This is a genomic window from Actinoallomurus sp. NPDC052308 (genome assembly GCF_040679195.1).
Lineage (GTDB): Bacteria > Actinomycetota > Actinomycetes > Streptosporangiales > Streptosporangiaceae > Actinoallomurus > Actinoallomurus liliacearum.
In genome coordinates, this window is record NZ_JBFAUM010000001.1 from 18,035 (window position 1) to 35,498 (window position 17,464).

The window sequence follows — 17,464 nt, forward strand, 5'->3', positions numbered from 1 at the left end:
CCTTCTCCGTGGAGGGTGTTACTTGACGACCTCGCTGTGGGCGGTCGCCGCGGTCTTCGCGGTGGACGCCGGCGGGGTCGGGTCACCGAGCTGCGAGACGTGCACGGTGTCCTGCTTGGGCAGCGTTCCGTTCAGGAAGTAGGCGTCGAAGTAGGAGTCGACGCCACCCGGCCGCAGGTCGCCGCGGTGCACGATGCAGTGCGTACGGTCGCCGTCCTGGACGACGAGGTGCGAGCCCTTGAGGACCTTGTGCAGCTCCAGCGCGCCGGCGTACGGCGTGGCCGCGTCGTCGGTGGCCTGGAACATCAGGATGTTCTTCGGCAGGTCCTTGGTCTGGCCGACCTTGACCGGCGTGCCGGCCTTGGCGCCCCAGTACAGGCAGGGGGCGTTGAACCAGACGTTGCCCCAGGTCTCGAACGGCGCGGTCTTGTTGACCTTGACGGCGTCGTTGTGCCACTTGCTCCAGTTCAGCGGCCACTGGGTGTCGGTGCACTGGACGGCGTTGTAGACCGCGAACTCGTTGTCGTCGCTGCCGCCGGTCGTCTGGACGCCGTAGGTGCCGACGAACGTCGCGACGTCGCCCGTCTTGTAGGCGGACAGCGCGGCCGCGTACGTGTGCCAGACGGCCTGGCTGCGCCGGTACGCCGCGGTCTGGATGCCGTCGACGAGCTCGTCCGGGCCGACCGCGGAACCCTGGGAGGTCACGGCCTTCTTGGCCAGCGTGTTCTCGAGCCCGTAGAAGTAGGCGTGCACCTTCTGCTGGGTGTTGCCCAGGTGGTACACGTTGTCGTACTTGGCGATCCAGCCGAAGTAGTACTCGATGTTCTTGTCGAACGCGCGGTCCTGGTCGAGCTGGGCGTCGTACCAGACGTGCTTCGGGTTGACGTTCCCGTCGAGGACCATCCGGCCGACGCGCTTCGGGAAGACCGTCGCGTACACCTGGCCGAGGTAGGTGCCGTACGAGGCGCCGTAGTAGTCCAGCTTCTTGTTGCCCAGCGCCTTGCGGATCGTGTCCATGTCACGAACCGAGTCGATGGTCTTGATGTGGTCGAGCAGGTCCAGCTGAGAACCCTTGCCCCACTTCTGGGCGCACGCCTGGGCGTAGGCTTTGGTCTTGCTCAGCCAGGCCGCGTCGGTCGCCTTGCCGCCCGTGCCGTAGTTCGGCCGGGGGGCGTTGCTGTAGTTCTCGTCGCAGGTCAGCTTGGGCGTGCTGAATCCGATGCCGCGCGGGTCGAAGCCGATGACGTTGTACGCCTGCTGCATCGCGGCCGAGTTCTGCGCGTACACGCGCGGGCCGAACAGGGCGCCTTCGCCGCCCGGACCGCCCGGGTTGACCAGGATGTCGCCCTTGGCGGGGCCCGAGCCCTGGTGCGGGGTACGGGTCACCTCGAGGGTGATCTTCTGGCCGTTCGGGTGGGCGTAGTCCAGCGGAACCTGGAGCTCGGCGCACTGGATGATCGTGGACACCTTGACCGGGCCGAGGGCGTCGTACGCCTTGGCTCCGTTCACGATGTCCGCCTGGCAGGCGTGCCAGCTCAGGCTCGCCGGGCGGAAGGTATCGGACGCGTCCGTGGCCGCGGACGCGCTTGTGGCGCCTATCAGGCCGAGCCCGGTCATACCGAGACCGGCCGTCGCGGCGACGACGGCAAGCTTCTTCACGAGACCCCTTTCGGGCCGGGCATGAGGGAGGGGAGCCCGGCCGATGGTGAACCAGGGCAGATTGTCGTTACGGACAATCAGGTACATAAGGTCTAAAGTTAGAAATTTGCCAAAACGTAACACATGACAGCAGATGCTCACGCCAACGCCGAGGCGGGCCGGCTCGTGCGGCGGAGGCGGTGCGTGTGCGGGCCGTCACTCGTCGACGGCCCGGTCGACGGCCGCCGCCGATGATCCTTGGAGGGCGGCTCCGGCCGCCCGGAACCGTACGACGCGCGATCACGGTTGAAACTCATCCGGAGCGGGGCGTCAGGGCGCCGAATCCGGCGACGGGAAATGCGGCTCAATGGCGAGGGGGATGGGGGTGAACCGCGCTGAGCGGTCCTGCGGTGACGGTCATCGGGGGCGGGGTTCGTGGACCGGTCTTCCTCCTCGGCGTCGAGGAGGAAGACCAAAGAATTCGGTGTTCCGGGCGGCGGAATGGCGCCCGGAACCTGGCGTCACCAGGTGATCAACGGGAGCCGCTCGGTGGCCATGAACAGCCATGTCACCACGATCACCAGAGTGACCAGGCGGAACGTGTGGCCCCACGTGCGCAGCGCGAGCCGCACCGTCCTCCCTACTTCCTGGGCGGTGGTTGCTTTCATCGGGTCCCCCCTGAAAAGTAGAAAAGACGCCCATCCGGGCGTCCCATGACCAGCCTTAAAATGGTGCTTTAAGGTGATCGTGGCGGTTATTGCCTTACTGCCTCCCGGCGACAGATCTGGTCTCTGTACTGTCGGCGATCTTGCCATGGCGTGTCAAGTTTCCTACGGTAAAGACTCGTCGTTCCTTGAAACGACCGCAGAAACCGCATTAACCGAAATCGGCCCTGATACCCGGTGAATCACCGCATTATGCCGTGAGACGCCTCGGGAAGGGCGACGTCAGATCACGTCCCAGGGGACGGACTCGTACGTCTCGAAGAGGGTCTTGACCAGCCCGGGATCGATCGAGAGCGACACGTCATCGACCCGGCCGACCGGTGCCACGCCACCGGAATTGCTGACGAACACCGTGTCGAACGACGGCAGGTCGGCCACCCGGACGGTGCGCCGCCGCGAGGGGAGGCCACGAGCCGCCAGCGCCGGTTCGAGCAGTTGCATCGTGATCCCCGGCAGCAGGGGAGCGTCGGGCCAGACGACCGAGTCGCCGTCGAAGAACCCGATGTTGGCGATCGACGTCTCCGAGATCACGCCGCCGGGCCCGGTCAGCAGCGCGTCGTCGAAGCCCGCGCGCTCGGCCACCGACCGATGGTGGATCTGCCCGAACGACCCGACGTGCTTGACGTGCGCGACCGGTCGCTCATAGCGCACCGTCCGGAGGCTCTGCGGCGCGGCGGGCATGTCGTGCGGCGGGCGGACGATCACCAGGATCGAGACGTCCTCCGCCTCGTCCGGCCGGAAGACGACGAGCCGGATGGTGGCGTCCGGAAAGTCGTCGCCGAGCGCGTGCCGGATGTGATCGCGGACCCGGTCGCCGTCCAGACCCGTGCCGAACAACTCCCGGTTCGCCGCATCCAGCCGCGCGAGGTGCAGCCCCAGGCCGCGGGTGCGCCGGCCGCGGACCTGCATGACGGTCAGGTGCCCGTAGTTCACCAGCGCGAGGTGTTGTAGCCGGTCTGCGGTCGCCGGCCCGCCGTCCACCTCGACACGGAGGGGAGTAGCAGGTGCCATGATCACAACATAGCGAGCCGGGCCGCCCGGCGCGGCACCGGCGGACGCTGAGAGAATCGCATCCGATGTATCGACTCGTGTTCTCGCTGATCCTGCGCCGCCTTCCCGCGGAGACCGTCCACCGGATGAGTTTCGCGGCGCTGCGCCTCCTCGGAGCGGTCCCCGGCGCGCTGCCGCTGCTGCGCCGCGCCCTCGGCCCCCGCGACCCGGCGCTGCGCGTCCGTGCCCTCGGCCTGGAGTTCCCCGGGCCGCTCGGGCTCGCCGCCGGTTTCGACAAGGACGCCGAGGCGTACGAGGCGCTCGGCGCGTTCGGCTTCGGGTTCGTCGAGATCGGAACGGTCACCGCGCGCCCGCAGCCCGGCAACCCCAAGCCCCGGTTGTTCCGCCTCGTACGGGACCGGGCGATCGTCAACCGGATGGGCTTCAACAACCACGGCGCACGAGCCGCGGCGGCCCGCCTCCGGGGACCACGGAACGTCATCGTCGGGGTGAACATCGGCAAGACCAAGGTCGTGCCGGAGGACGAGGCCGTCGCGGACTACGTCGCGAGCACGGAGGCGCTGGCCGCACTCGCCGACTACCTCGTCGTCAACGTCAGCTCGCCCAACACTCCCGGCCTGCGCGACCTCCAGGCCGTCGAGCACCTCCGGCCGCTGCTCACCGCCGTACGGGAGGCCGCCGACCGGGTGTCGGACCGGCGCGTGCCGCTGCTCGTGAAGATCGCCCCGGACCTCGCCGACGCCGACGTCGACGCGGTCGCCGACCTGGCACTCGAACTCGGCCTCGACGGCATCATCGCCACGAACACGACGATCTCCCGCGACGGACTGGCCACCGACCCGGCCGAGGTCGAGGCGGCGGGCGGCGGCGGCCTGTCGGGGGCACCGCTGAAACGGCGGTCCCTGGAGGTACTGCGCCGGCTGCGCGACCGGGCCGGCGACCATCTCGTGCTGATCTCCGTCGGCGGCGTCGAGACCGCCGACGACGCCTGGGAGCGCCTCCGCGCCGGGGCGACGCTCGTCCAGGCGTACACCGGCCTCATCTACGGCGGCCCACTCTGGCCGCGCACGCTCAACCGCGCCCTCGCCCGCCGCATCCGCACCACCACCGCAGCCGACCGCTGACAACAACCCGACCGACCGCCGTCGCCGCCGACGAAGACCGGCCGGCGACCCCCGGGGGGCCGCCGGATTTGTACCTGGGCGTCGTAACTCTGGTCGCGGAGCTCGTCCCGTTGCTGTGGGTGGCCGTTATCGCCGAGGATTTTCGCTGCTGTAGCGACGGAAATCCTCGGCGATAACGGCGTTCTGGTCAGCGCGGGCGGCGGTGCCAGAACGGTTTGCGCTCGCTCGGCTCCGCGTAGGCGGCGAGTTCGCTGAGCGCGCGGTCCCACAGTTCGTCCAGCGCATGGCCTCGGGGACCGGCCGGGTCGTCGCAGGTACGGAGCGCGGCGACGAGTTCGGTGAACTCGCCCGGAACCAGTACCTCGAGGCGGCTGCCCAGGTCGGCGAGGACCTGGCGGCGTTCGACCTCCGAGGCGGGCCGGGCCGCGCGCAGCCGCCGCAGTTCCTCCGCGACCTGGCCGTGGGTGTCCACGGCCCGAGCCGGCTCGCGCCTCGGCATGCGCGCCCGGGCGTGGACGAAGCCCCGCGCCGGACCGCCCGGCCCCCCGCCGGCCGGCGGAGCGGCCGGTGCGGGGGGAGCCATGTACCCCGGGGCGGGCGGGGGCGTGTAGGAACCCGGAGCTGCGGGCGGGGCCCCGTATGCGCCTGGGGCGGGTGCCGGGGCGCCGAGCGTGTGCGCGGCCAGGGTCGTGTCCCAGCCGGCGGGCGACTCCACCGGCTGGATCACCTTGTGCGTCGGCGCGCCGTCGGTCACGACGCGGGTGTCGACGGCCACGAACGCGGTGAACCGGCACAGCACGCCGTACCGCAGGGACGTGTCGATGATCCGCTCGACGTCCGGGTGCGCGGCGGCGACGCCCGAGGAGTAGTGGTCCTCCAGCTCCCGGAGGTGGGCACGGGCCCAGATGGCGGTGGCCGCCGGGTTCTCGGTCGCCACCGGCTCGAGGCGCTGCTCCCAGGGGGAACCGTCGGCCGCGACGCCGCGCAGGGTCACGGGACCGGGCGCGGTGCACCGGCCCCGGACGACCAGGGGCACGCCGGGGAACAGGTCGCCCGGCCGCGCCGGCGCCTGCGTGCCGGGGACGGCCGTGGGCATCTCCAGGGACACGCCGGTCACGGCGGGCGTGGCGATGCGGCGGTGGACGTGGTCCATCACCTCGTCGAGCCGGTCCTCCGACTCGACCAGTTCGCACCGGCCGGCGCCTGCGGCGGCGAGGCGGCCCAGGAATCCGGCGTTCACCGCCTGGTCGATGCCGATCGTATGGACACGGATGCCGTCCAGCGACAGTCGCCCGAGGATCTGGTCCTCGTTCCCCACCTGGCCGTCGGTGACCAGGACGATGATCCGGTCGCGGTCGCCATCGCCGGACAGGAGCGCGACCGCCTCCTCCAGCGGGCGCAGCATCTCCGTGCCGCCGCGCGCCTCGAGCCGGGCCAGGTGCTCGACGGCGCGGTACCGGGCGCGGCTGGTCGCGGCGGACAGTTCGCCAGGGAGGGCGCGCTCGATCTCGTGGTCGAACGACAGCACGGCGAACCGGTCACCGCCCTCCGTGCCGCCGCGCAGCGTGTCGACGATGCGCGCCGCGGCGCGGCGCGCGGCCACCATCTTCCAGCCCATCATGCTTCCCGACCGGTCGAGCAGGATGACGACGTCCCGGGGACGGGGCACGGCCGGGCCGGCGGGCGGCAGCACGGTGACGGTGAACGTCTCGCCGGACACCGCGCACGAGGCCCCGGCGTCGTACCGCAGCCGCAGGACGAAGTCCCGGTCGAGCCGCTCGCCCGGCTCCAGCCGCAGGGTCCGGCCGTCGGTGGTCACGGTGTGCAGGCTCGACCGTACGCCGTCGAGGGACAGGCCGGCCGGGTCGACGTCCACCGACAGGCTGAGTCGCACCGGGTACGGGAAGCCGGGCAGCAGCACGGGCGGGCTGATGCGCGAGGCGTCGGGCACGGCGTCGGTGTCGGATCGCGTCCCCGCGCCGACCGGCGGGCCGTCCAGCGGGGTGCCCGGAATGTAGCGGGGCGCGACCACGAGGGGGAATCGCAGCGTCGCCTCGCCGTCCTCGTACGGCAGCGGCTGGCTCAGGGTGAGGCGCACGGTCACGCGTTCGCCGGGTGGGATGTTGCCGACGCTCATCGTGAACACGTCCGGGCGCTCCTCCTCGGCCAGCGCCGCACGCTGCCCGGCCGCGAGCGCCGCCGCGTAGTCCTCGCGTGCCTGCCCGCGCTCCTTCAGCACCCCCTCGACGATGCGGTCGGCGGCCTCCATCCGCATGCCGGTGACGGCGGCACGGTCCGGCAACGGGAAGACGTACGTCGCCTCGAGCGGCACGTCGAAGGGGTTCTGGAAGTCCTGCGTCATCGTGACGCGGGCGGACAGCCCGGTGACCGCCGCCCGTATGTCGACGGACTCGAGGGGCAGGTTGCCGCGCTCGGTGCGCAGGGCGCCCAGCCCGGCGTCCAGCACCGGCTCCACCTCGCCGGACAACGTTTCGATCTTCATAGGAGACCTCTTTCGGTCAGCAGGTCGAGCAGGGGAGCGGCGGCTGCCGCGATGGCGGCGGCGTCCTCCGGGAACGGTGAGGAGTCGAGGAGCAGGGTCACGCCGGGGGCCAGCCGGACCCCCCGGACGAGCACGCCGGGCGCCGACTCCGGGCCCGGCGGACCGGCTGGGGACACCGACTCCGAAGCCGGTGGACCGGCCGGCGACGCCGGCTCTGGGATGGGCGGGCCGGATGGGTGAGCCGGCGCTGGGGCCGGCGGACCGGCTGGTGACGCCGGGCGCTCGGCCCAGAACCGCCGGGCGCCCGGCGTCGGCGGCCGTACGTCGGACTTCCGGATCGACGGCTCTCCGGCGTGCTCCGGCGGCTGTGCGCCGGGATTCGGGGCCGGTGGGCCGGATCCAGGGATCGGCGTGCGGGGCGCCGAGGTCGAGGCGGCTGCGCGGGAATCCGCCGGGTGGTCGGCGGTGGGGTCGAGGCGGGCGATTCGGTGCAGGGTCGCGTCGGTGGCGCCGGTGAGCTCGGCCTGGATGTCGGCGAGGGAGTGGCCCTCCGACTGGCGGCGCTTGATCGCCACGAGTTGGAGCAGGTGCCGCGGACCGTACACGGCGACGCGGCCGCGTCGGCTCAGTGGTGGGTCGACCAGGCCGATCGTGACATACCACCGGATGGTGCGCTCGTTGGGCAGGTCGCGGCCCCGTCCGCTCGGCCGTGGCGAACGCCCGTCGGCCAGGGCGGCGGCGGCCTTGGTCGTCAGCTCCGAGAGCGTCCATGGTCCGTCCATGCCTCTCACGATGACACTGTAATTATTGCAGTGTCAATGTCCGGCGGGTCGGCACTTCGTCAAGCGGCTTGCACAGGCCGTTCAAGTGCCTTGAACGGTCGACGTCCGCGCAGCACCCTGTCCGATGAGGAGGAGTGCCGTGTCCGGACGAGTTGCGTCCATGGCCGGCGCGTCGGCGCAGGCCAGGTACCGCGCCCTGCGCGCGGAACGGCGCCAGGAACGCGCCCTCGCGCGGGTCGTGATCTCCGGGGTCGCCGGGTCGATGACCGCCGGGCTGTTCGGCTGGCCTTTCGGGCTGGCGGTCGGCCTGGGTCTGCTGCTCGCGCAACTCCTCTACTTCCGCATCCGGCCGGGCGTGCTCACCGACTGGCGGCGGGGAGCGGCCGCCGAGCGGCGGATGGGCCGCCGGCTGTCCCGGCTCGACCCGGCGTACTTCCACGTACTCCACGACCGGGCGCTCCCCGACGGGTTCCGGGAGAACCTCGATCACCTGGTCGTCGGCCACACCGGTGTGTACGCGATCTCCTCGCGGCGGTGGCCGCCGCTCACCCGGCTGCGGGTGGACGGGCGGCTGTGGGCCGGGCCCCGGCCGCTGACGCGCCTGCACGCCCGGACGCGCCGGGCCGCCTCGGCGGTCGCGGCCCGCCTGGCCGCCGAGACCGGTCACGAGGTCGAGATCTCACCGGTGATCGCCGTGCACGGGGGACGGCTGCCGCGCGGCGGAATCGTGTACGACGGGGTGCTGCTGCACCGGGCCGACCGGGTGAAGCGCCTCATCGAGCGGCAACCCGTGCTGTTCACCACCGCGGAGGTGGCGGCGATCGCCGCCGCGGCGGAACGCATCCTTCCCCCGATGATCGACATATAACGAAAAACCAGCACGCTTGGTGACGGATTAGTACGCTCAGCGCGACAGGCGGATATCTTTTCGCAGCCGGGGAGGTCGCATGGCGGGGCGCATCGTGATCTTCGGCGCTTCCGGCTACACCGGCACGCTGACCGTCCGAGCGCTCATCGACCAAGGCGTACGCCCGGTCCTCGCCGGGCGGAACACCAAGGCCCTCGCCGCGCTCGCCGCCGAACTGGGCGGCCTGGAGACGGCGTACGCGGACGCCGCCTATCCGTGGACGGTCCGCTCCCTTGTCGAACGCGAGGACGTGCTCGTCACCACGGTCGGCCCGTTCTCCCGGCACGGTCACGCGGCCCTCGCCGCGGCGGTCGACGCGGGAGCGCACTACCTCGACACGGCGGGGGAGCCGCGGTTCGTACGGGAGGTCTTCGAGGAGTACGGCGCCAAGGCGAGTTCCGCCCTGCTGCCCGCCTTCGGCTACCACCACGTGCCCGGCAACCTCGCGGGCGCCCTCGCCCTCGACCGGGTCGGCGAGGACGCCGTACGGGTCGACGTCGGCTACTTCCTCGGCGGCGGTTCCCTCGCGCGCGGGCTTTCCGCCGGCACCTTCGACTCGGCGCCTGGCCTGCTGGCCACACGGATGTTCACCTACCAGGACGGCGTCGTGGACGAGCCGCGGTCGCGGGTGCGGGACTTCGAGATGGCGGGCCGGTCGCGGGCCGCCATGTCCATGGGGGCGTCCGAGCACTTCACGCTGCCGGCGTCCTATCCCGGGCTGCGCGAGGTGAACGTCCATCTCGGCTGGTTCGGCGCGGCCACGCGGATCGCCGCCCGGCTGCCGCGCGGCCGGGCCGCGTCCGCCGTGATCGGGTTCTGCGGAGGCGGGCTGGCCCGCATCGCGCGCCGCCGGGCCGGCAAGGGCACGCTGACGTCGCGGATCGTGGCCGCCGCCTACGACGCGCAGGGCACGCTCCTCACGGAGATCCACCTCTCGGGCGGCGATCCGTACGATTTCACGGCCGGAATCGTCGCTTGGGGCGCCCGCCAGGCCGCCGGCGGAATGACGGAAACAGGGGCTTTGGGGCCGGTCGCGGCTTTCGGTCTGTCCGAGCTGGAAGCCGGCTGCGCCATGGCCGGAATATCGCGCGTCACCGGCTGAACCCGTCGCGCGGGAAGTCGCGCGTCACCGGCTCGGGACGTCGCGTATCACCGGCCGAATCCCGGTGCCGGATACTGCGTGTCATCGGATGAGCCTCGGCGCCGGATGTCGCGTATCACCGGCTGAAGCCCGGTGCCGGATGTCGCGCGGCACTGGCTGAACCCCTGGCCGCACGGGTGCCGTCGAGCTCTGTACGGGCCGATCGCGCCGCCGAATCACGGCGAGACGCCTTTCGCCGCACCTTTCCGGCGAATCGCTGAAATCCGTCTTTTTCGTCTATTTGTTAGGCGCTTGGAGATCATTTATCTGGCGTGGCCAAATTATCTACGCAAGGGTTCCGGGAAACAGTTGAATGCGAGGCGGAAAAGGCTTTACCTTCGCGCCATGGAAGACCGCCTCATGGTCGGTGGCCTGCGGTCGGGCGATCCCGGCGCGATCGGCGCGGTGTACGACGCCTACGCCGATCGTCTCTACGACTACTGCTGGTTCCAGCTGCGCAACCGCGAGGCGGCGAAGCTGACGCTCCGTGACACGCTGCTCGCCGCCGAGGCCCACATCGGCGAGCTGCGGGTCCCCGAGCGGTTCGGGCCATGGCTGTACGCCCTCGCGCGGATCGAGTGCCGCCGCCGGCGGCCGCTCGGGGTGCCGCACCCCGACCTGCCCATCGCCCGCCACGACCAGGACGACGTGGACCTGCGCGTGATCGCCTGGCAGGCGGTCACCGGGCTGCCGGCACTCAGCCAGGAGCTCCTCGACCTGCACCACCGCCACTCCCTCGAGACGTCCGACCTCGCCGGTGTCGTCGGCCTGCCGGTCCGGGAGGTCACGGACCTGCTCCGCCAGGCGGAGGAGCTGCTCGAGGCGGCCGTGATCGCGGAGATCCTCGCCCACGAGGACACGCTCGAGTGCGACGGCCGGGCGGCCATCCTGCGCCACCGCCGGGGCGAGCTCGGCGACGACGTACGCGCGGCTCTCGTGAGTCACGGGATCGAATGCGAGGTCTGCGCGGCGCACCTGCCGCGCACGATCTCCACCGCCAAGGTCTGCGCGCTGCTGCCGCACGCCGTCCCGTCCGACTCGCTGCGCCGGCAGGTCACGGGCTGCTTCACCGACCCGCGGCTGGCCGGCTATCGGCTGTTCGCCGCCGCCCGCCTGCGCGCCTTCGGCGCCCGGGGCTTCCCCAGGCAGCAGGGGCCGGGCCGCGCCGACCCGGCCGCCCGCGGGGCACGCTGGCCGCGTGGAGTGATCGCGGCGGCCGGCGCGGTCGTCACGGCGGTCGGTGTCGCGACCGTGTGCCAGTTGATCGGCCGGGACACCCGTCACCTGCCTGTCGTCGCCGGTGGCGGCGCCTCCAGGCCACGCACCCGCGTGCCCAGCCCCGGTCTGATCGGGCCGCCCGCGGTCGGACGGCCGGTGGCCGCGACGTTCGCGCTCGGTCCGCGTGACGGGGCGGTGGCGCCGACCGCGCGGCCGGCGCCCCTCGTGCCCGCCGCCGACAACGGATGGGTCTATGCCGTGCCCGGGCGGCTGAGGCTCGGCTCCGGCGGCACGGGCACGGTCGTGCTCCAGGCGGTCGACGGGGCGGTGCAGTGGCATGCCGCGACGACGGGCGCGGTGACCGTCGAACCCTCCGACGGCTCACTCGGCCCGGGAGCGACCGGAAAGACCGTCGTACGGGCACCCGGCGACGGCCCGGGCGAGGCGGTGATCACCTTCTCGCCCGGTGGGATGCGGGTGGTCGTGGACTGGAGCGCGCCGGCCCCGCCGACCCCGCCGTCCGCCCCGCCTCCCGGTTCACCGCAGCCGACTCCGTCGCCGCCCTCGCCCTCGCCCTCGCCGACCCAGCCGCAGCCCCCGTCGTCCCCGCCGCCGACCCCGGCCCCGCCACCGTCGGCGACCCCGGCCCCGCCACCGTCGACGGAGCCGCCGTCCGGCCGCCCGTCGGACTCACCGCCGGCCACCGCGCGCTCCTCGCAGTCCGGCCCGCCGGAGCGGCGTCCCGCTCCCCAGCGACAGACCGACGAACGCCAGGGCGACGAACGACGCACGGAGCAGTCGGAGGTCGGCGAACGGCGCTCCGACCCGGCCCGGAACCCGGCGCCGTCCGCCGCGGAGAACACCTAGTGTCGGCCTACACCCTGCGCCCCGGCGACCTGCGCGGTGACCTGGTCGCCCCGCTCGCCGTGCCGCCCCGGCTGGTCGACGTGGTGGAGCGGATCCAGCGGGCGCCGTGGCCGCAGTGGCTGCAGCCCGGCGTCCGAATGCGCCGTGAGGTGGCCGAGCTGTGCCGGCTGCAGTCGGCGCGCGGCCTGACGGTGCTCGCCTGGCTCGCCGAGGGCGACGCCCCGGGCGAGATCGACTGGCTGCTGGACACCCACCGGCTCACGGGCCGGCGCCAGGAACGGATGTACGACGCGGCCGAGCGGCTCGCCGACCCGGTGCGCGAGCTGGTCGTCGCCAACTGGACGTGGGTGCTGGCCACCACCCACGGCGGCCGGGTGACCGCCCCGTTCTTCGCCAGCCGCGCCTACCCCGACGACGGGTACGCCGCCGCGCACGCGACCGTGACGCTGCTGCAGCTCTGGGAACGCGTTCCCGAGGTGCGCCAGGCGCTCGCCCTGGCGTGGGCCGCGACCCGTACTCCGGCCGACTGGTGCAAGGCGGCCGAGCTGCGCGCCGGCCACGGTGGCGAGGTCCCGATCTTCACGTATCCCCGGGGGCCGCTGCCGCCCAAGTCGGCCGTACGGCCGTGGATCGGCCGCCTCCTGAGGTGTGCCTGATCGGCTGGTCGTGCCGGGTGGCCGGTGCGCCGCACCGGGTCCCGCTGCGGGCCTTCATGAGCGAATCCGGACTGTGACCGGTGTTTCTGTTGTGACTCCTGGGGCTAACTGAGTGACAGATCGCTCACGCGGAACGGGATCCGAGGGGGCACTTTGTCAGCTGTTGTCCGGCGCCGGCTCGGCGCCGTGGTGTTCGCGACGTGCGCGGTGGCCGGTCCGTCGGCCGGCCCGGCCGGCGCCGACGTCCTTCTCCACGACGCGCCCGGCATCCGGTTCGCGCCGGATGAGGGCCCTGGGCCCAGCGCCCGTGATCTCGCGCGGGGCAGGGAGCGAGTACGCGCCGAGACCGCCCGGGTCGGGCGCATCAGCGCGGAGCTCGCCGAGGCCGACGCGTTGCTCGACGACCTCGGCGGCCAGGCGGAGAGCGCCGTCGAGCAGTACAACGGCGAGCGCGTCAGGCTCGACCAGGCCAAGGCCGCGTACGAGGCGGCGGCGCGGCGATCCGCGCAGGCGCGACGGCGGCTCGCCCAGGTACGGGACGACGCGGCCAGGCTGGCGGTCGACGCCTATCGCGGCCAGGGCGGCCTGCTGTCCAGGGCCGCCGCTCTGGGCGGGCCCGGCGGACCGGCCGGGTTCCTCGCGCGGGCGACGACGAAGGCGCTGACCGAGCGGCGGCACGCCGTGCTCCAGCGGGAGACCGCGGTCAAGACCGTCGCGGACGTCTTCGAACGTCAGGCGCGCGAGGCCCTCGCGGCCCGCCAGGAGGCGACGCGGAGCGCCGAGGACGCCTGGCATGTGGCCGACGCGGCGGTGGCGCGGCAGCAGGAGGCCGTCCAGCTCATTCAGCAGCGGAAGGCCGCCCTCGTTGCCGAGCTGGAGGCGGCCCGGACGAACGTCGCGGCGCTCGAAGAGGCCCGTACCGCGGCCCTCGATCAGGCTCGCGTCGCCACTCCGGGGACCGAGCGGACCGTATCGTCGCACCAGGTCGTCCCCGCCGGAACCCGGCTCGGCTCGGGCGATCGGGCGCTCGTCCGCGCGCTCGCCAGAGGCACCGACCTCGGCTCCGTCGCGGCGTCCGCCGCGCTCAAGTGGCTCGGTACGCCGTACTCCTGGGGCGGGGGCAACGAGACCGGGCCGACCCGGGGCATCGCGCAGGGCGCGGGCACCGTGGGGTTCGACTGCTCGGGCCTGGTGACGTACGCCTGGGCGAAGGCCGGGGTCCGGCTGGTCCACTACGCGACCACGCAGTACAACGCCGGACCGCACCCGTCACGCGGCGAGCTGCGCCCGGGGGACCTGGTCTTCTTCGCGCACAGCCCCGCAGACCCGAACACGATCCACCACGTCGGGATCTACATCGGGAACGGGCAGATGGTCGAGGCGCCGTTCACCGGCGCGCGGGTGCGGATCTCTCCGGCGTTCCGTCCGGATTACGCCGGAGCCACCCGCCCGATCGCCGCTCAGTGACCGTGCTGTGCCGCCCGTTTGATCGACAACTCGATCTCGGCCTCGGCCTCGGCGCGGCCGGTCCAGCTCGCGCCCTCGACGGACTTGCCGGGCTCCAGGTCCTTGTACACCTCGAAGAAGTGCTGGATCTCCAGCCGGTCGAACTCGGGGACGTGGTGGATGTCGCGCAGGTGCTCCGAGCGCGGATCCGTGGCGGGCACGCACAGCACCTTGTCGTCACCGCCCGCCTCGTCCGTCATCCGGAACATCCCGACGGCGCGGCAGCGGATCAGGCAGCCGGGGAACGTCGGCTCCTGCAGCAGGACCAGGGCGTCGAGCGGGTCGCCGTCCTCGCCCAGGGTGTTCTCGACGAAGCCGTAGTCGGCGGGGTACTGGGTCGAGGTGAACAGCATCCGGTCCAGCCGTATCCGGCCGGTCTCGTGGTCCATCTCGTACTTGTTGCGCTGGCCTTTCGGAATCTCGATAGTGACGTCGAATTCCACAATGTCCTCCGCTCCCCGGGGCGGGCCGAGGTTGTTCTGGTTGGATGTTGGCTCATACAAGGATCTCGCACCGTAGCGAGTGCACGACGATGGGGGAGGGGCGCACGTGCCGAGGCCCGAGCGCGTTGTGGCCATGCTCACACTGGCGCTCTTGAACGTCTTCCTCGTCACCGCCGCGCTGGCAGTGGTCAAGCTCACACCTGACCGTTCCCTTGCCCTGCGGCCTCCAACCGTCGCGCAGCGCGCGCTCGTGACGGCGGCGGCGCCGGCGCTGGGCTCGCTGGCCGCGACGGCCCCGGTGCCGAGCTCGGGCAGCCTGACCTCGCGCCTGGACGGCCTGATGCAGCATGCCGGGATGGGGGCCAACCTGACCGGCACCGTGATCGACGCGAGCAGCGGCCGGGCGCTGTACGCCAGCAACGCCGACCGGCCGGCCGTCCCCGCCTCGACGACCAAGCTGGTCACCTCGACGGCGGTGCTCGCCGCCGCCGGGCCCGATCACCAGCTGACCACCAAGGTGGTCAAGGGCGGTGGCGGCGTCATCCTGGTCGGCGGCGGCGACTCGCTCCTGACCCGGTCACCGGCCAAGAACGCCTACCCGCGTCCGGCCTCGCTGACCGACCTGGCCAAGCAGACGGCGGCCGCGCTGAAGGCGGCCGGCACCCGGAGCGTGCGCGTCGACTACGACGTGTCCCTGTTCCCGGGGAAGCAGATGGGGCCGAGCTGGAAGCCCAACTACGTCACCGAGGGCGATGTCTCCCCGGTGTGGGCGCTGGAGGTGGACGAGGGCCGGGTCGCGCCGTCCTCGCACGTACGCGTGCAGAACCCGCCCCGGATCGCCGCTGACGCGTTCGCCAAGCTGCTGCGCAAACAGGGGATCTCCGCGACCATCGGCTCCCAGACCACCGCGCCGCAGGGCGCCCAGCAGCTCGGCGCCGTGCAGTCCCCGCCGGTCTCGGCGCTGGTGGAGGAGTTGCTGACCAACAGCGACAACGACATGGCCGAGGCGATGGCCCGCCAGGTGGCCCTCGCCCGCCATCGGCCGGCGTCCTTCGCGGGAGGAGCGGCGGCCGTCCATGAGGTGCTGGCCGGGCTCGGCCTCGCGAACGGCGTCGCGACCGTCGACGGCAGCGGCCTGTCGCCCGACAACCGGATCACGCCGAACGCCCTGGCCCGGATCCTCGTGGCCGCCTCCTCGGGGGCCCACCCGGAGCTGGCCTCGGTGATGTCCGGGATGCCGATCGGCGGCTTCTCCGGCACCCTCGCGGGCCGCTACCGCACCGGTGGCTCCGCCGCCGGGATGGGCCTCGTCCGCGGGAAGACCGGCACGCTGAACGGCGTGAACACCCTCGCCGGCGTGGTGTACGACGCCGACGGCCGGCTGCTGGCGTTCGCCTTCATGGCCAACAACGTCGCGAACCCCAGCGCCGCGCTGGCCGCGCTGGACGGCCTGGCCGGCAGCCTCGCCACCTGCGGCTGCCACTGACCGGCCGGCCGCGGAGAGCACCCGGCCGGCGGCCTCGCCGACGCGCGGCCGCCGCTGACCGGTTCCCGGCGGCCGTTCCGGTAGCGGGCTCGCGACTGGTGGCCGCCGCCGACCGCGGTCTTCGGCGGTCGATCCGGCTGCGAGGGCGTGACCTGCGGCTGCCGCCGGGAGTCGATCCGGCCCCTTCGCGCGTTGGGCGAATATGGGCATGCCCCCGCGAAGAGCGGGGACGTACGGTAGAGGTGCCCGGCCGGAGAGGTTACGTGATGCCAGCATCCATGATCGACTGGAACGTCGCCGTACAGACGGGGACCCGTCTCGTCCGCTCGGGACCCCAGGTGAGCCCCGCCGAGGCCCACCAGGTCGTCGCCGAGCTCAGGGACCTGTCGCGGATCGCGCAGGGCCACGTCCGTGAGTTCACCGGGATGGACGGCGGACTCGACCCGTCCCCGGCCAAGGTCGTCGACCGTCCAGGGTGGATCAAGGCGAACGTCGACGGCTTCCGGGTCGTCCTCGAGCCCCTGATGGAGCAGCTCCAGGAGCGCCGTGGCGGCGGGATGCTCGACGGGCTCGGCGGCGGCGCCGGCGGCGCGGTCATCCAGGCCGTGGGCTCGCGGGTCACCGGCGCCCAGGTCGGCGCCATCCTCGCGTACATGGCCAGCCGCGTGCTCGGCCAGTACGAGCTGTTCCTGCCGCCGGACCCGGCCGGCCGCGCGCCGACGGGGCGCCTGACGCTCGTCGCGCCCAACATCGTGAGTGCCGAGCAGGAGCTGGACGTCAACACCCACGACTTCCGGCTGTGGGTCTGCCTGCACGAGGAGACGCACCGGGCGCAGTTCGCGTCCGTGTCGTGGCTGCGCGCCTACGTCCAGGACCAGATGACGGCCTTCCTGCTCGCCGCCGACCTCGATCCCGGCGCGCTGCTCAACCGGCTGCGCGACGTGGGCGAGGCCGTCGCCGACGCGGTGCGCGGCGGTGAGGGCAACCTCATCGACGCGATCCAGACGCCGGAGCAGCGGGAGATCCTCGACCGCCTCACCGCCGTCATGACGCTGGCCGAGGGGCACGGCGACTATGTGATGGACGCCGTCGGTCCCGAGGTCGTGCCGAGCGTGGCGGAGATCCGCGCCAAGTTCCAGCACCGGCGCGAGGGCGGTTCCGGAGTGGACCGGGTCATGCGCCGCCTGCTCGGCCTCGACCTGAAGATGAAGCAGTACGCCGAGGGCTCCCGGTTCGTCAGGGCCGTCATCGAGCAGGTCGGGATGGAGCAGTTCAACCGCGTCTGGACCTCGCCGAACACCCTGCCGACGCACGCGGAGATCTCCGACCCCGCCCTGTGGATCAACCGGGTGGTCGGCAAGCCGGAGCTGCCGTCCGCCGAGTGACCCCGCCTGTCCCGGGGAGGGGCCCCGCCGGCCGTCCTTTCGCGGGGACCGTCTCCTCGGGCGGCCGTCGCG

General features: G+C 72.5%; 14 protein-coding genes. 8 read left to right on the top strand and 6 right to left on the bottom strand.

Features of this window, described 5'->3' with window-relative positions; genetic code table 11:
- Nucleotides 1-18: 18 nt before the first annotated feature.
- From AB0L00_RS00115 to AB0L00_RS00125, 3 genes are all read right to left on the bottom strand, one after another.
- A complete protein-coding gene (locus AB0L00_RS00115; protein ID WP_364426247.1) occupies nucleotides 19-1,659 on the bottom strand; it encodes an alpha/beta fold hydrolase in 1,641 nt (546 codons plus the stop codon).
- A gap of 500 nt (nucleotides 1,660-2,159) precedes the next feature.
- The gene (locus AB0L00_RS00120; protein WP_345351737.1) at nucleotides 2,160-2,306 is read right to left on the bottom strand and encodes a hypothetical protein; all 147 of its coding nucleotides are present in this window, start codon (nucleotides 2,304-2,306) and stop codon (nucleotides 2,160-2,162) included.
- A 279-nt stretch (nucleotides 2,307-2,585) separates the two neighbouring features.
- Complete coding sequence (locus AB0L00_RS00125; RefSeq protein ID WP_364426250.1) at nucleotides 2,586-3,374, bottom strand: aminotransferase class IV family protein; 789 nt, start codon at nucleotides 3,372-3,374, stop codon at nucleotides 2,586-2,588.
- A gap of 65 nt (nucleotides 3,375-3,439) precedes the next feature.
- Between AB0L00_RS00125 and AB0L00_RS00130 the strand changes: the two genes are divergently transcribed.
- A complete protein-coding gene (locus AB0L00_RS00130) occupies nucleotides 3,440-4,498 on the top strand; it encodes a quinone-dependent dihydroorotate dehydrogenase (RefSeq protein ID WP_364426253.1) in 1,059 nt (352 codons plus the stop codon).
- A gap of 187 nt (nucleotides 4,499-4,685) precedes the next feature.
- Here AB0L00_RS00130 and AB0L00_RS00135 read toward each other — a convergent pair whose 3' ends face one another.
- Both AB0L00_RS00135 and AB0L00_RS00140 read right to left on the bottom strand, forming a co-directional pair.
- Complete coding sequence (locus AB0L00_RS00135; RefSeq protein ID WP_364426256.1) at nucleotides 4,686-7,001, bottom strand: VIT domain-containing protein; 2,316 nt, start codon at nucleotides 6,999-7,001, stop codon at nucleotides 4,686-4,688.
- Nucleotides 6,998-7,783 carry a MerR family transcriptional regulator gene (locus AB0L00_RS00140; protein ID WP_364426258.1) on the bottom strand — a complete coding sequence of 262 codons (786 nt, stop codon included), beginning with the start codon at nucleotides 7,781-7,783 and terminating at the stop codon, nucleotides 6,998-7,000. Before AB0L00_RS00140 ends, AB0L00_RS00135 begins: the two co-directional genes overlap by 4 nt.
- Before the next feature lie 139 nt (nucleotides 7,784-7,922).
- Between AB0L00_RS00140 and AB0L00_RS00145 the strand changes: the two genes are divergently transcribed.
- From AB0L00_RS00145 to AB0L00_RS00165, 5 genes are all read left to right on the top strand, one after another.
- Nucleotides 7,923-8,651, top strand: a complete 729-nt coding sequence (locus AB0L00_RS00145; RefSeq protein ID WP_364426261.1) for a nuclease-related domain-containing protein — start codon at nucleotides 7,923-7,925, stop codon at nucleotides 8,649-8,651.
- Between the two features lie 79 nt (nucleotides 8,652-8,730).
- Nucleotides 8,731-9,792 (top strand): saccharopine dehydrogenase NADP-binding domain-containing protein, encoded by a 1,062-nt coding sequence (locus AB0L00_RS00150; protein ID WP_364426264.1) that lies wholly within the window; start codon nucleotides 8,731-8,733, stop codon nucleotides 9,790-9,792.
- Nucleotides 9,793-10,176: 384 nt separating this feature from the next.
- Nucleotides 10,177-11,916, top strand: coding sequence for a sigma-70 family RNA polymerase sigma factor (locus tag AB0L00_RS00155; protein ID WP_364426267.1), 1,740 nt, complete (start codon nucleotides 10,177-10,179; stop codon nucleotides 11,914-11,916).
- A complete protein-coding gene (locus AB0L00_RS00160) occupies nucleotides 11,916-12,572 on the top strand; it encodes a hypothetical protein (RefSeq protein WP_364426270.1) in 657 nt (218 codons plus the stop codon). Before AB0L00_RS00155 ends, AB0L00_RS00160 begins: the two co-directional genes overlap by 1 nt.
- A gap of 153 nt (nucleotides 12,573-12,725) precedes the next feature.
- Nucleotides 12,726-14,039, top strand: coding sequence for an NlpC/P60 family protein (locus tag AB0L00_RS00165; protein WP_364426273.1), 1,314 nt, complete (start codon nucleotides 12,726-12,728; stop codon nucleotides 14,037-14,039).
- Here the strand turns inward: AB0L00_RS00165 and AB0L00_RS00170 are convergent.
- Nucleotides 14,033-14,521: an inorganic diphosphatase gene (locus AB0L00_RS00170; RefSeq protein ID WP_345353659.1), complete on the bottom strand. Its 489-nt coding sequence runs from the start codon at nucleotides 14,519-14,521 to the stop codon at nucleotides 14,033-14,035. The genes AB0L00_RS00165 and AB0L00_RS00170 overlap by 7 nt on opposite strands.
- A gap of 106 nt (nucleotides 14,522-14,627) precedes the next feature.
- Between AB0L00_RS00170 and dacB the strand changes: the two genes are divergently transcribed.
- The gene (gene dacB, locus AB0L00_RS00175; protein ID WP_364426276.1) at nucleotides 14,628-16,007 is read left to right on the top strand and encodes a D-alanyl-D-alanine carboxypeptidase/D-alanyl-D-alanine-endopeptidase; all 1,380 of its coding nucleotides are present in this window, start codon (nucleotides 14,628-14,630) and stop codon (nucleotides 16,005-16,007) included.
- Nucleotides 16,008-16,285: 278 nt separating this feature from the next.
- Entirely contained in the window at nucleotides 16,286-17,392 is a 1,107-nt protein-coding gene (locus tag AB0L00_RS00180; RefSeq protein WP_364428918.1) for a zinc-dependent metalloprotease, read from the top strand.
- Nucleotides 17,393-17,464 lie beyond the last annotated feature (72 nt).